This is a genomic window from Microcoleus sp. AR_TQ3_B6 (assembly GCF_036702785.1).
GTDB lineage: Bacteria > Cyanobacteriota > Cyanobacteriia > Cyanobacteriales > Microcoleaceae > Microcoleus.
Genome location: NZ_JAUBVJ010000016.1, coordinates 62,765 through 75,816, shown reverse-complemented (window position 1 = coordinate 75,816; position 13,052 = coordinate 62,765). Strand labels below are relative to the sequence as shown.

Genomic DNA, 13,052 nt, shown 5'->3' with positions numbered 1-13,052 from the left:
ACTTACTGCTGCAAATGCTAGGAAATGCCCAAATCATTAAAAATGACTCCACCAATCAACAAACCGAAGGTACTTATCAGTGCGACACCAGCAGTAAATACACCGGAATCCTGATTGTCATTACACCCAAAAACTGCCAAATATTTACCCCTTAAAAGTTAGATATTTGGGGTAATTTTGGTTGGTAGCGACTACTATATCACTAAAAAAAGCTCAAATAATTAAGCTATTTTCGGGCGAAAAGCCCTTGTAAAAATCTAGGGATATTCATTGATAGTCAGAAGATTGAACTGACAAATTTATCAGTACAAGACAGGTTTGGCCTTGTCAAAGAGCGGCAGCCCTGTCACGCGCGCGTGAAGAAGGCTCTCAAACACCTTCCATTTGGTTGTTGACGACGTTAGCGCAGCCCCAGAAGAGGAGCGCTCGCTCTGATTTTTTTCAACGGCTCACGACAATAAATCTTGTTTCTAATCGATCGCGAACACCTAGGATGACGTAAATACGTCGTTAGCGCAGCTCTCGAAGAGGATCGCACGCTCCTACTGGGCTGGTCAAAGAGCGGCTATCGCCGCTATTGGGAGTGACCTGCTCATTTAAGTTTCATCCATTCTTAACAATAGCGAACGCATTCACCTAGGAAAGCCTTCATCACGGGCGATCGCCCTCAAAAAAGCCAGTTAGCTGTTAAGAATTAGGATTGACTTCTATTTCAGTTAACTGGCTCCCTTTCAATTAACCACACAAAATTCAAAGAGGGAGGCTATCTCGCCTTGAACGGAAACAACTTGAATTTACTGCCAGTACCACTACCGCCCATGCTGCCAGAAATGGTGGGTATCGTTGGTGATTCCCGATACTTCGCCATGTTTTATATGGGCAGCAAAGCTACTTGGACTGATGGTAGAGGGTTAGGGACCTTCAGTTATTATGCCGTGTACGAGCCACTTACTGAACATCCCGCTCTCGCCCTCGATCTGGAACCATACCACCTCGGTTCCGATGATGAATTTCCCACCCATGCAATTGTGTGCGATCGCTTGGAAGGAAAGATGTACGTCGGAAATTACCCAGAAGTAGAGAAATTTCTCAACATCCAGCACCCGCCGCTGCCCACTCTGTCACCAGAAGAAGTTGAACAGCTCAGGCATTGGATTGAGGAAGAACTGGCAAACTTTGACATTTCCACTTTCCAGAAGTTGGGGATGTTTGAGTTCTTGGCAGGGCACAATCAACAACAAAAGCAGGAGCTAGTGGAATTGGGGCATTGGCTTGACCAACAAGTAACTGAAGATTTGCTCCGGCGATATCTCGAAGCTGCTAATAAAGGTAATTGGACAGCGATTTCTGTACTGCCAAGATTTTTGCAACGCATCCATAAAAATTTTTGACAACAGAATCATTACCATTAAGCGAACGCAATCTTTCCTTGTAACTATGAGAGAGATTGGTATTAGTGCCAATTCCTAGCAACACTAATTAATGGCCAAAAACTCTGCCTATTTCCGTAACAAAAATAAAACACAGAATCAAGTAGTAGCCATTGGAGAAAGAGCGCTTGTACAATGCGTAAAAAGCTGGTGTCCTCCCAGTTGGGAATCAAGATTTCCAGGGAAAATCATCCCTTTCTGGATTCCTATACTTCCTGAGCGACCGCACTCTGATGCAGAAATTCTCAAGTTTGAACCGCTCCACTATCACTTTGACTTTCGCTTTTGGCATGACCGACTTATCAACTTATTCTTCACAGACGGGGAAACTGCTGAAGATTGGCAAGCACGAGTTCAATTAGCTTGTGAAGTTATCGAAATAAAACAAGTGGTGCGCTTGTGCTACCGCAATATACCAATCCTTTCAGCCGACTACAACTTCTTGCCACGCTTGGAGGAAGCTTACTCGAATTGCTCCTTGCTGCCTGGTAATATTTGCCCCCACAAAGGTTATAAACTTTTGCCAAATACCAAGCACCCTAATTTAGGAACCTGCCCGGGTCACGGGTTAGCATTTAACTTCAAAACAGGGCAATTATGCCGGAGAAAGGAATTTACACAGCTTCATTTCAGTTGATTGATTTAGGGGAATATCGCGCTGCAATTTCTTTATCAAGAAATTTGCCTGAAAACCTGTCAAAAAAAGTCAGGTGCAATCGATTCACAGCTATGAACTTATGTCAATCTTAAAAGGAAGTCGAGATTTGATTTCGGCGCTGTTGCTAAGAGATTTGAAGGGGATGCCACCTTCAATCGAATTGCCTGCTAATTTTGCCAAAATTCACACGTCGCGCTTTGAGTGCGGCGACATGGTGCGCTGGACGGGTGTTGGCGAAGAAGCTGATTGGGGGATAGTTATTGGCAAATTTTACAACTGCGAACCGCGCCGTTGCTGCTGGATGTGGTGCTACATAATTTGGCTGGCTGCTAATTCCAAGAGCGCAGATTGGTGTCAATTTGATACGGCGCGGGAGGAAGATTTGGAGGGGTTTGAGGATGAAAAAGCCGCAGACTTTGACAGATAGAGAGCGCAATTTAATTGCAGCTTACAGCCAATGCCAATTGGGAATGACGCCGAAGCAGTTTTATGGCAAGTGGGCGGTGAGTTACGAGGAAATCGCTTTTATTTGTTCCCGTTCTAATTCTACAGTGCGGGGTTGGTTTAAAAAGGGAAAAAATCGAAGATTTCCTACTCCTGTCGATTTGCGTCATCTGGCAGTAATGGACTTTCTGCTGGAACATTTTGAGGAAATTCCAGAGGCACTGGCAACCTTGCTATGTCGGCTTTCTGAAGATAATAGCGTGCATTAGTAGTGGCGCGTCTGCTTGAAATTAGTGCATTGAACAATTGCCCGTGTTTTCTCAAATTGATAAACTTCAAAGCGTTTCACGGAGGCGGATCACCCGTTATGAATCAAAGAAACTCTTTCTCCCCCTCTCCCCTTCTCCCCTTCTCCCCTTCTCCCCTGCGAGTTTCTGAGGAGATTTCTAATGCCTCATTTCCAAATAGACGCGCCACTATTGTTTTTGATTTTATATACATCAAGCCTTTTCAGCATCAAAAAATAATTTGAGCTGGTTTCAGCACAAATATAGTCAATTGTCAATATCACCGTGACCTGTCTTTGACAATATTGTTTCAATTAAGGTAATGGCAGGTAATCAAACACAAACACAATTTGTTACTGTTATCAGGAGGTTAAAATGACCTATTTTGAGAAGTTGCACCCGTGGTGCTTAATTCGCTTACTTCCTAATTGCCAGCGTATTGTTGTGGCGCGATTTCGCAAGAGAAACGATGCAGATGAGCATCTGCGGGTTTTGCACCGGTTGGTTAAACATCGCACATTTGTGATTATTTTTGATAGTCAAGAACAGCCAGTTTTGCCTCAAGATTGATGGGCCAAGCTTATTTTGAAATCGAATTAGTCAAAGTACCTGCATTAGATTAATAACTCCGCTTCTCCACAATTTCTCCTAGTTATCAATCCAACTGATAACTGGGAGAGTTTTTGATGGGTGCATAAGTCCTAACTATGGAAAATTTGAGTAGCAGTCAAATCAACAGAACAAATTATACAAGACTTACGCCCCAAGTGTTTAAATACACTATTGGTAGCGGTAAGGTGCTTATGGCTCACCCTACATATAGAGGTTATGCGTAATTCCTGTTAGAGTTATTATTATCGTCTCCATCAATTAATGATTGTGTAAACTTCAGCTAGCGCTGATTAGTGTTTGAAAGATAGTGGAAGAAACCAACCCTATGATTCAAACACTGGTAAAACCGAATTTTCAATTAACTTCTCAACAAAACAACGCCCTCCAACTCCTCGAACAATTTGTAGCAAGTTCTAAACGGGTATTCGGGCTATTTGGATATGCAGGTACGGGAAAATCAACCCTTGTCAACCTGGTAGCAGAACAATTAGTCAGGGCCGGAAAGAGAGTCGCTTTCACCGCTCCCACCAATAAAGCTGTAGGCGTATTGCGACGGATGGCTGCTGAAAAAGGACTGAGAGGAGTAGACTTTATGACCATCCACCAGCTATTGGGATTAGCTCCAGTCAAACAGGGGCAAAATAAAATCCTCAAACAAGTTTCTCCTTCTTTCCTTCACCTGTACGACACCATTTTTCTCGATGAGTGCAGTATGGTTACAGCAGAACTGTGGAATATTATTCAAGAAAGAATTGCTAGCGCTTTACTCATCGGCAGCAATCGGCAGCTTATTGTTATGGGCGACCCCGCACAATTGCCTCCTGTTAATAATGGCGAAATAGAAGAGAAAAAATCTCAATCCTTCAGCGTGCCTGAAAAAGCCGTTTTAACAGAGGTCGTCAGGCAAGGTGCGGGCAGCCCCCTGCTAGAATTCGTAACAGCTTGCCGCACGGCTGTCAAGAGCAAAAAGGCGTTCAAACCCTTCTCCAAATTCAGCCTTGATAAAAAAAACGGAGCCTTCTTAGTCAGAGAAAAAACGCTGCTGAAATACGCCTTAAAAAAGTTCTCTTCTACTTTCCCTCAAGACCCTGATTGCTTTCGCATCCTCTGCTACACTAACGAGCGCGTCGCCTACTGGAATAGCAAAATCAGAGCCAAAATCTACGGAAAAAATGCTCCCAGATTTATTATTGGAGAGAGGTTGATTGCTAAAGCTCCCGTTATTGCTCCCGACGGCAAAACCGTCATCCTGCCCACATCAGCAGAAGTGGAAATTGCCGAATTTCAAGAGGATAGGTACTCTGGCTATAAAGCCTGGAATCTCCAGGTTAAAACCGATGCAGGCGACCAACGCCAAATTTACATCCTCCACGAAAGTGACGCTTGCCGATTCCAACAGGACAATGCTAGGTTGCTGCAAAATGCTAAAAGCAATCCGAGCTTATGGAAGGCATGGTACGACCATTGTGAAATCTTTGCAGATATGAGAAATTGTTGGGCAATTACTGTACACAATTCTCAAGGCTCTACTTTCACGGAGGTGGGAATTGATAGCAGTGACATCGGCAGGAAAGTCGCTAGTAAATTGCTGTATCTTGCTCAAGTTTTCCCTAGTCAAAAAACTCAATTTGTCAAAGAATACCGCGACAGTATTCGAGCGCACAATCAGCTTATGTACGTGAGTTGTAGTCGTGCGAAGCACCGGGTTTTTGTTAGTAAGTAAACCCATTTTATATTGGGTGAATGGCACTTTTAGAGTTTAAGGGCGATGCCTGTGGCTGGCTACGCCTCCGCCATCGAGTCAGCGCAAGCGCGATCGCCCATCCCCGGCTGGGGGGTTGACTTGTACGGCGTTTTGGCGTAGAATTAAAACAGGTATTTAGATATTGACCTGTAAATTTATCGCTTTTAATTGCTTTTAATTGCCATATTATTTACCAAAGAGTTGATAATTGTAGCACAAATTCGGGTAAAATAGATTCGCCGCTGAGAGTAGCGGGGTTATCTAAACATTCTACTTCTGAGTTAGGACGATAAATGTAAACTTTACGGTTTTTCCGGTCAATTAACCAACCGAGAGAAACACCGTTATCGATATATTCTTGCAGTTTGTCTTTCAAGGGTTGCAGGTTGTCGCTGGGAGAACGCAACTCGATGATAAAATCAGGACAAATAGGAGCGAATTTTTGCTGCTGTTCGGGAGTGAGAGTGTGCCATTTTTCCAGTTTTATCCAAGCAGCATCAGAGGATTTCATCGCGCCGTTGGGGAGGGTGAAACCCGCAGAAGAATCAAAACCGATTCCTGTTCCGTTTTGCCTTGTCCAGATTCCCAGTTGTACAATTAAATCAAAGTTGCGATTTCCTGTTTCGGAACCTGTGGGTGGCATAATGGTAATTTCTCCGGTGGCGTTGCGTTCAATTCGATAATCCCGGTTTTGCTGGCAGAAGGCAAAAAATTGCTCGTCTGTCATGTCTATGGCAGGTGACATTTGCAGCTTCAGGGAGATGTTTTCTGTGAGTGAGATGGTTTGAGTCATTTTTTTAGCGAGATTTTAGTCTAACTTGTAGGGTGCGTCAGATTGAACGGTAAGGGGTTGAAATTTCTGGTTGATTATCTGACTCACCCTACTTTTTTTACTATGGCGGGAAACATTTGCAATATTTAGAGATTGCATTTGAATTCAGATTTTATCTAAAAATCGTACTCAAATCTTATATCTAAAGTTGAGTGACAAGCTGCTAATGCAAGCTATTCTCTGGGCAGCTAGCGCTGCCCCCGCTTAGCAGCTATTTTAACGCACAAAGATGCAAACCAAATCCCACACCGCGACAGCTAAAAGCCGAAAAAAAGAAAGCGGATTTTCCAAAATCAAACGCAAGGCAAGTGTTCCCTTAGAACAAACCGAACCTTTGGTCGAAGATGAACCAAAACTTGAAGAAAAATCCGCTCGCAATTCCTCCAATAGCGCAGGCGATTCTCCCCAGCTTTTGCCAGCAGAAATTAAGCTCGTCTGCACGCAAGACAATTTAGCCAACCATCTCGAACTTGTCAGCAAAGCTGTCCCAGCAAAACCCACCCACCCCGTGTTAGGAAATGTCCTCTTAGTCGCTTGCAAAAAAACGCAGCGAGTCCAACTCAGCGTTTTCGACATGAGCTTGGCCATTCAAACATCCTTTGATGCCAAAGTGATATCTCCCGGCGACATGACCATTCCTGTCGGGCTACTTAGCGATATTGTCGGGAAATTCTCGCCCGGAGATATCACTTTGGTCAGTCGCGAAGCCTTGAATCGCGAAGGTGAAGATAGCGAAGATAGCGGGAATAGCGCTACCTTGCCAGAGGCTGTTAGCAACAGTCCAGTTGCTACCCTAATTGCTGCTTGCGGTCGCTATCAAGTTCGAGGGCTTTCGAGTGAAGAATTCCCTGCTATTCCTGAAGTAAAAACAGCGCAAACAATTTGCATCCCCGCTGAAACGTTGAAAGAAGGGCTGAAAGGGTCACTGTTTGCCACCGCTACCGATGAAGGCAAGCACATCCTGACAGGTGTTTACTTCAAAATCTGCCAAGATAGCCTCGAATTTGCTGCCACAGACGGCCACCGTTTGGTTGTCCTCAATACTTCAATTCAAGGTTTTTCTAAGAAGAAACAAGCGGAAATTGCACAGCCTCTAGAGCTTACAGTCCCAGCTAAATCGCTCGCTGAACTGGAGCGAATTTTATCGAGCAGGACATCCGCTGACCCAGTAGAGCTTTCTTACAGCACTCTCGACGCTTTGATAGAATTCCGGTGGGGAGCGCAGCGCTTAGTAACGCGCTGTTTAGAAGGCACATACCCAGCTTATCCCGATTTATTGCAGCAGGATTTCCAACATCAGGTAACGCTGGAAAAAGCACCTTTCATCAAAGCTATAGAGAGAATTGCTGTGCTGGCAGACAAGAAAGAAAAAACGCTCAGCATCCGCATTAATAGCGAAGCACAGCAAGTGTCACTGTCGCTTTTCAGAGAATTTGGAAACGGCTTGGAACAGATGGCTGCGCACGTTAACTCAGACGGCAATTTTTCAATTTCATTCAACATAAAATACCTGTTGGAAGGTGCAAAAGCGATCGCTAGTTCCCAACTCCAAATGCACCTCACTCAGCGCGACGGCCCCGCCATCTTAGTTCCTGCTGGCAACCGCTCCAAGCCCAACATCCTAATGGATGCCAAATACTTGTTAATGCCGATTTTCAAAGAATGATGTCTTTTGCAGAAAAGGCTCGCTTGGCAGAAGTAAAAATATTTAGTTTTTTACTTCTCTATTCTGGGTGCAAACTCCGCAAATATGACTCTAATTCTCAGCAAACAATTACCTAACGATTCAATCATGTACGCAGCATTGCCTCAAAAATACCGCCCTCGTAGCTTGTCTGAACTGGCCGGACAGGAGTACATCCAAAGGACACTTTCCAATGCGGTCAAAACTAATAAAATTGCTCCGGCTTACTTGTTCGCCGGCGAACGGGGAACGGGCAAAACTTCAACGGCCCGCATTTTAGCTAAATCTCTCAACTGCACCAGTGCAGACAAACCCACAGTAAAGCCGTGCGGCAAGTGCCAGTCCTGCCGCTCGATTGAAAAAGGCAGCAGCTTAGACGTTGCTGAAATTGACGCGGCTTCCCACAACGGCGTGGATGACGCTCGCGGCCTGATCGAGCGATCGCACTTCGCACCAGTTATCAGCCGCTACCGAGTGTTTATTTTAGATGAAGTTCACTGCCTGAGTTCCCAAGCTTTTAACGCTCTTCTAAAATGTTTGGAAGAACCTCCGCATCATGTAGTGTTCATCTTGTGTACAACAGAGCAACACAAAGTGCTGCCAACAATTAACAGCCGCTGCCAAACGTTCCTGTTTCGATCGCTGCCAATCCCAGCCATTGTCAAACAGCTAACAATGATAGCTGAGAAAGAGTCAGTTGCAATTGCCGAAGAAGCTAAAATTGCGATCGCCCGCGCCGCGAATGGCGGGATGAGGGACGCCTTGCAGTTGCTCGACCAGTTGAGCTTATTAGGAGAGGAAATTACTAACTCTCACGTATTGGAACTGTCGGGGCGGATACCGGAGTCGGATTTAGTTGCAATTTTGAAATCGGCCCGCACCGGTGACGCGCTGAAGCTGCTGCAACTGTCCCGCGAACTCATTGACAGCGGGAAAAGCCCTAAAATGCTGCTGGCGTCGCTGCTAGCCTGCTACCGGGACTTGTTGCTTGCAACGAGCGTGCCGGACTGTTCGCTGATGCTAGTTAGCGGCATTTCGCACTCGGCCCTGATGGAAATTGCCTCTGCTTGGGACTGCAATGCGATCGCTGCTGGCCTCGAACAGTTGCAGGCTTCGGAATGGCAGCTCAGCAAGAGCGCTCACCCAACGCTGTGGCTGGAACTCTGCTTGCTGGGATTGGCAAGGGTGCCACAATTAAAACCCCACGCCGCAGAGAACGCGAGTGGCAACTCTTGGCAGCCCGATCGCACCCAGAAGCTGCCCAGTACCTCCAAGTTGCGATCACCTCGTTCCAAAGAGCGAGCCATTTGGGAAAAGGTACTCTCAGAAACTTCTGAAAAGAACCGCGCTTTACTCTGTGCCGCTTCCCTGGTAGCACTGACCGAAAAGAAAGCGGTGCTGGCCGTGCCCGCCCAATACCTGGACAAGTTCAACCGGAACGCAGCTAAGGTGCAGAAAATATTTCTGGCTGCAACGGGCGTCCGCTATCAAGTGTCGTTTGAGGAGAAAAATCCATGATTAGCTTGCTGATAGGGGATGACCTCCACGCGATTCACAAAAAGCTTTCTGCCTTTAAAAAGAACCTCGACCCCGCTTGGATTGGCTTCAATTATCATCGCTTTGATGCTTCAGCATTGGACGAGGCGGTTGACTGCGCCTTAACTCCTGCTTTGGGAACGGAAAAAGCGAAATTAGTGGTGATAGAAGGGTGTAATTTCAAACAGTTTACTGAAGAGGCGCTGGAGGTTCTCCAGTTGCTCCCGCAGGTGCCGGAAAAGACGCACCTGGTTTTTGTAGCGCCTTCCATTGACAAACGCCTGAAGGTGGCAAAATTCTTGCTTTCTCAAGCTAAGCTGTTCGAGTTTGACCTTATTCCCCCCTGGCGAACGGATCTCATTGCCCGATCGATCCGAACTCAAGCTTTGGCAATAGGGCTGTCGCTGAACTCAAATGCTATTGATTACTTGGCGATTGCGATCGGGAACAATCCTGCTCGCGCCGAATCAGAACTGCACAAACTGGCGACCCTGAGCAGCGGCGCGAACCTTACTTTAAACCAAGTGCGATCGCTGGTTCCTTCAACCACTAAAAATAGCCTTCAGCTTGCCGAAGCGCTGAGGGAAAATAACTCTAAGGGAGCAGTCTGTTTGCTGCTTGAACTTTTGGCAATAGAAACTTTCCCGCTGGCGATTTGTGCGACGCTGATTGCTCAATTTAGAACTTGGTTGTGGGTGAAAGCGGCGATAGTTGGAGGAGTTAAGCAAGACGCTGAAATTGCCCGGATTTGTCAAATTGCTAACCCGAAGCGAGTGTACTTTCTGAGAAAAGAAGTAGCTGCTGCTTCTCTAACATCCCTTTCGTCTGCGGTGTCCCTGCTGCTTGACTTAGAGGGTTCGCTGAAGCTTGGGCGTAAAGGGGATTCCATGTTGCCTGCAATTCTGGCGATCGCCCAACAGTTTCCTCCTAAGAAAGTAAAGTGAATCACATAGCGCCAGCAGCGTACCTCCCGAATCCTTTCCAGCTAGACTTTCAGCAATTGCGCGATCGCTTCCTTGGTCATCAATCGAGCAAGTGGATTTAAAAGCTAAGCTTTTGTCTGTTCTGTTGTTATCATAGTAAGTGCATCTCCTTTATTTGTAGGTGCATCCCATTAATGGGATATTTTGTAATTCGCGATCGCCCTTTAGTTTCTTAGGCATGAGGGGGATCGCAATTTGTATTAGTAGTTGAGTTAAACAGATTTAAAATTGCCTATGATGTCTAGAGGAACCAGACTCACAATTATTGGGATTATTTTTGGACTACTTTCTACTCTTGCAACTCAAGAAATGAGGTGTCTTTTTGGGCTATCACATACCTTTAAGTGCCATCAATGTCTAGCACATTATGGTGCTGGGTATTGGTTTATTACTCTTTTTGGTATGGGATGTACAATATTTTCTATTATATCCCCTGAAAACTTTGAAGAAGGTGAAAAAATGGGTTTAACTTATGAAAAAGAGACTGATGTTGTTTGCTTAGTTTGGGGATTTCTTTCCCTCATTAGTATAATTTTTGCTGTCAGCTCTTGCCTGAAATAAAAATTACTGTAGACCTCTTGCCCAAGTCGGGCTGCAATTACTTCTTTACGCCTCTACTTCTCTTTATCTTTTGTACCTTATAACAGCAGGAGCCGCTGTAAATCGGGGATATTTTTACCCAAAAACATTATTTAAAAACTATATTCTGGTTTTCCTGGCTGGCTGTTAATTTCTTTCTGTTGATAAAAGCGATGTTTATTTTGAGTTAAATTCATTAATTTTTTGACTTCTAATGAGTACCGATCGAGATAATTAACCCACGGCTATCCATCTAAAAAACGGGAAATGTACTTTGTTTGCGGTATTTGGTGCTAGGTTATTTGCGATAATAAACATATTTACTTCCCTGCTTTTTCTAGATTTCAGTACCTTGAAGTACAGCCTAACTGTAGGCGATAGCCATTAACAAAATCATTTTCATGAGCCGCTCTATAACGATATCATTATAATCAATAACAATTTAAAAAGCTTTAAATAAAGTAGTCTTTTCTTATAGCATTAAGCAGCGCATTGCTAGTTCAAGAAATATGCTATTCTAAGAAGGTAAAAGCAGCGAACCTTTTGACAGTGAAGGCGACCTGCCGATACAGCCCGCGCCGCCCCGACAGAGAATAACCCCAGCTTTCTGTTAGGAAACCTTATTGGGTTTAGCAGGCCTTCGGTACAAAGCCCCAATCCCCAAATAAACAACCAGGGCTATCCAAATGAATAAAAATGAAACTGTGTCGCTCTCAGTCAGCGACGCGATTCAGCATATTGGCCTTGACCAACTCAAGCCTCACCCTCGCAATGAGGAAATTTACGGGTGCACCGCTCGTATTGCTGACCTGGTAGAGTTGATCCAACTCAAAGGCTACGTCCAACCCCTGACCGTCAAAACAGATGGCACGATCGTCAGCGGCCATCGGCGGTGGAGGGCGCTATCCGCGCTGGGCTGGAAGTTTGTCCCAGTTATTGTCCGCCACTTCCAGACTGAAGATGACGAGCTCTTCGTCTTGGTGGCAGAAAACCGCCACCGCCACCAAAGTCCAGTACAGAGAATTCGGGAAGGAATTGTTGTGGAGCCTATAGCTAGAGAGCTGAGGAACAGACATGCTGCCAAGAAAGCTCGCCACGAAGCTGCTGACTCAGCAGAGCCGCCGTCGGACAACCAGCAACCGCTGATGGAAAATTTTCCATTGAACCCGATCGACTTAGGTCTGACTCCAAGAGAAATGGAACTAACGGAAAATATTGTGGCAGCTATAGTCGGCTTGGGGTGCGGCAGGAACTACAGGAAAGGGCGCATTGCCGTCAAAGCTGCCGACGAGCTCAAGAAAGACCGCCCCGAATTGGCTGCAAAGTGGTTGGACATTATTAATGACCACAGCATAGATGTAGGGTATCAACTTGCGAAAATGCAGGAGGACAAGCGAGTAGTGGCGTTGGCTGCGATCTCGTCGGGAGCAGCGAAAACCCCGAAACAAGCTAAAGCTCTGATTAAGGCTGCTTTGAGAAAATCTTCCGCCTCGAAGGAAACCGAGGGCAGCAGTAGTAGCGAGCCGGTTCAAGAAAGCGATTGCGGTGGAGAATGTAAAACTTGCACTCCTTGCGAACCAATTACGGGTGAGGGAGTCAAAACGCGCTTTGGTCCAGACAGCGCGGGGGCATGGGTCATGGTCAAAATTCCTTTTATTCCTACTGAAAAAATAGCGGAAAGGAAGTGGAATGGATTTTGGGGCCGGATTGTGGAGGTTGGAGCGACTTTGAAAGTCGATATGGGTTCAGAGGTGGTGTCGCTCCTTCAATCAGATGTGGTGGCGATATTGAACCCAACGCCGAGTTTTTGCTCAATAGCTGAGCGAATTCTCAGGCTGCAAAGCTTCGGCACGGTGTACGAGTTTGGGAAAATCGTCTTGAACAGAATGCAGAGAAAAGTGGTTTGGGATGCAGCAGCGCTAGCTTATCTGGATGCTGTGGAACAGGTGGAATTGGCGCGGCGGGCGATCGAGCAGGCTTTGTAGTAAGGTTCCTTTTTACTGAAACTAACCGATGATCTGTTTGCCAATGAGTTTGAATGTGCGATCGCACAGCATTGAGTGCTGCTGCGTCGCAGTTTAACTCGTCGCTACCATAGCCGAGCAGTGCAACCTATAACTGTTTGGCTCGTTTTTTCGCTTCCGGGTCTGACGCGGGTGACAACGCCTCTGAAACCTTGATAGGTCAATCGTTGAGGCTCCTTAACCTCGACAAGCATGATGACTGCTTGAGAGGGTTATTAACAATGTTCCTGGGCAGCAAT

Annotated in this window: 12 protein-coding genes; 11 read left to right on the top strand and 1 reads right to left on the bottom strand. The window is 45.8% G+C overall.

The window, feature by feature from the left end; translation table 11 throughout:
* The first annotated feature begins 773 nt into the window (after nt 1-773).
* From QUB56_RS10825 to QUB56_RS10800, 6 genes are all read left to right on the top strand, one after another.
* Nucleotides 774-1,391, top strand: coding sequence for a hypothetical protein (locus QUB56_RS10825; RefSeq protein WP_332955149.1), 618 nt, complete (start codon nt 774-776; stop codon nt 1,389-1,391).
* Nucleotides 1,392-1,482: 91 nt separating this feature from the next.
* Nucleotides 1,483-2,067 carry a hypothetical protein gene (locus tag QUB56_RS10820; protein WP_332955148.1) on the top strand — a complete coding sequence of 195 codons (585 nt, stop codon included), beginning with the start codon at nt 1,483-1,485 and terminating at the stop codon, nt 2,065-2,067.
* A 100-nt stretch (nt 2,068-2,167) separates the two neighbouring features.
* Complete coding sequence (locus tag QUB56_RS10815) at nt 2,168-2,515, top strand: hypothetical protein (RefSeq protein ID WP_332955147.1); 348 nt, start codon at nt 2,168-2,170, stop codon at nt 2,513-2,515.
* Nucleotides 2,487-2,801 carry a hypothetical protein gene (locus QUB56_RS10810; protein WP_015211720.1) on the top strand — a complete coding sequence of 105 codons (315 nt, stop codon included), beginning with the start codon at nt 2,487-2,489 and terminating at the stop codon, nt 2,799-2,801. The genes QUB56_RS10815 and QUB56_RS10810 overlap by 29 nt, the downstream gene beginning before the upstream one ends.
* Nucleotides 2,802-3,194: 393 nt before the next feature.
* Nucleotides 3,195-3,389: a hypothetical protein gene (locus QUB56_RS10805; RefSeq protein ID WP_332955146.1), complete on the top strand. Its 195-nt coding sequence runs from the start codon at nt 3,195-3,197 to the stop codon at nt 3,387-3,389.
* Between the two features lie 367 nt (nt 3,390-3,756).
* Nucleotides 3,757-5,154 (top strand): AAA family ATPase, encoded by a 1,398-nt coding sequence (locus tag QUB56_RS10800; protein WP_332955145.1) that lies wholly within the window; start codon nt 3,757-3,759, stop codon nt 5,152-5,154.
* 211 nt (nt 5,155-5,365) lie between these two features.
* Here QUB56_RS10800 and QUB56_RS10795 read toward each other — a convergent pair whose 3' ends face one another.
* On the bottom strand, nt 5,366-5,968 hold the full coding sequence (locus tag QUB56_RS10795) for a Uma2 family endonuclease (RefSeq protein ID WP_332955144.1): 603 nt from the start codon (nt 5,966-5,968) through the stop codon (nt 5,366-5,368).
* Between the two features lie 268 nt (nt 5,969-6,236).
* Between QUB56_RS10795 and dnaN the strand changes: the two genes are divergently transcribed.
* The 5 genes from dnaN to QUB56_RS10770 all read left to right on the top strand — a co-directional run bounded on the left by dnaN (nt 6,237) and on the right by QUB56_RS10770 (nt 12,774).
* Nucleotides 6,237-7,673 (top strand): DNA polymerase III subunit beta, encoded by a 1,437-nt coding sequence (dnaN, locus tag QUB56_RS10790; RefSeq protein ID WP_332955143.1) that lies wholly within the window; start codon nt 6,237-6,239, stop codon nt 7,671-7,673.
* An 84-nt stretch (nt 7,674-7,757) separates the two neighbouring features.
* Nucleotides 7,758-9,209, top strand: a complete 1,452-nt coding sequence (gene dnaX / locus QUB56_RS10785) for a DNA polymerase III subunit gamma/tau (RefSeq protein WP_332955142.1) — start codon at nt 7,758-7,760, stop codon at nt 9,207-9,209.
* The gene (holA, locus tag QUB56_RS10780; RefSeq protein WP_332955141.1) at nt 9,206-10,171 is read left to right on the top strand and encodes a DNA polymerase III subunit delta; all 966 of its coding nucleotides are present in this window, start codon (nt 9,206-9,208) and stop codon (nt 10,169-10,171) included. Before dnaX ends, holA begins: the two co-directional genes overlap by 4 nt.
* 267 nt (nt 10,172-10,438) lie before the next feature.
* Nucleotides 10,439-10,771 (top strand): hypothetical protein, encoded by a 333-nt coding sequence (locus tag QUB56_RS10775; protein ID WP_332955140.1) that lies wholly within the window; start codon nt 10,439-10,441, stop codon nt 10,769-10,771.
* Between the two features lie 704 nt (nt 10,772-11,475).
* A complete protein-coding gene (locus QUB56_RS10770; RefSeq protein ID WP_332955139.1) occupies nt 11,476-12,774 on the top strand; it encodes a ParB N-terminal domain-containing protein in 1,299 nt (432 codons plus the stop codon).
* Nucleotides 12,775-13,052: the final 278 nt, after the last annotated feature.

Coding starts and splice junctions, on each gene's coding strand:
- QUB56_RS10820 (WP_332955148.1), top strand. CDS start 1,483: ATGGCCAAAAACTCTGCCTATTTCCGTAACAAAAATAAAACACAGAAT.
- QUB56_RS10815 (WP_332955147.1), top strand. CDS start 2,168: ATGTCAATCTTAAAAGGAAGTCGAGATTTGATTTCGGCGCTGTTGCTA.
- QUB56_RS10810 (WP_015211720.1), top strand. CDS start 2,487: ATGAAAAAGCCGCAGACTTTGACAGATAGAGAGCGCAATTTAATTGCA.
- QUB56_RS10805 (WP_332955146.1), top strand. CDS start 3,195: ATGACCTATTTTGAGAAGTTGCACCCGTGGTGCTTAATTCGCTTACTT.
- QUB56_RS10800 (WP_332955145.1), top strand. CDS start 3,757: ATGATTCAAACACTGGTAAAACCGAATTTTCAATTAACTTCTCAACAA.
- QUB56_RS10795 (WP_332955144.1), bottom strand. CDS start 5,968: ATGACTCAAACCATCTCACTCACAGAAAACATCTCCCTGAAGCTGCAA.
- dnaN (WP_332955143.1), top strand. CDS start 6,237: ATGCAAACCAAATCCCACACCGCGACAGCTAAAAGCCGAAAAAAAGAA.
- dnaX (WP_332955142.1), top strand. CDS start 7,758: ATGACTCTAATTCTCAGCAAACAATTACCTAACGATTCAATCATGTAC.
- holA (WP_332955141.1), top strand. CDS start 9,206: ATGATTAGCTTGCTGATAGGGGATGACCTCCACGCGATTCACAAAAAG.
- QUB56_RS10770 (WP_332955139.1), top strand. CDS start 11,476: ATGAATAAAAATGAAACTGTGTCGCTCTCAGTCAGCGACGCGATTCAG.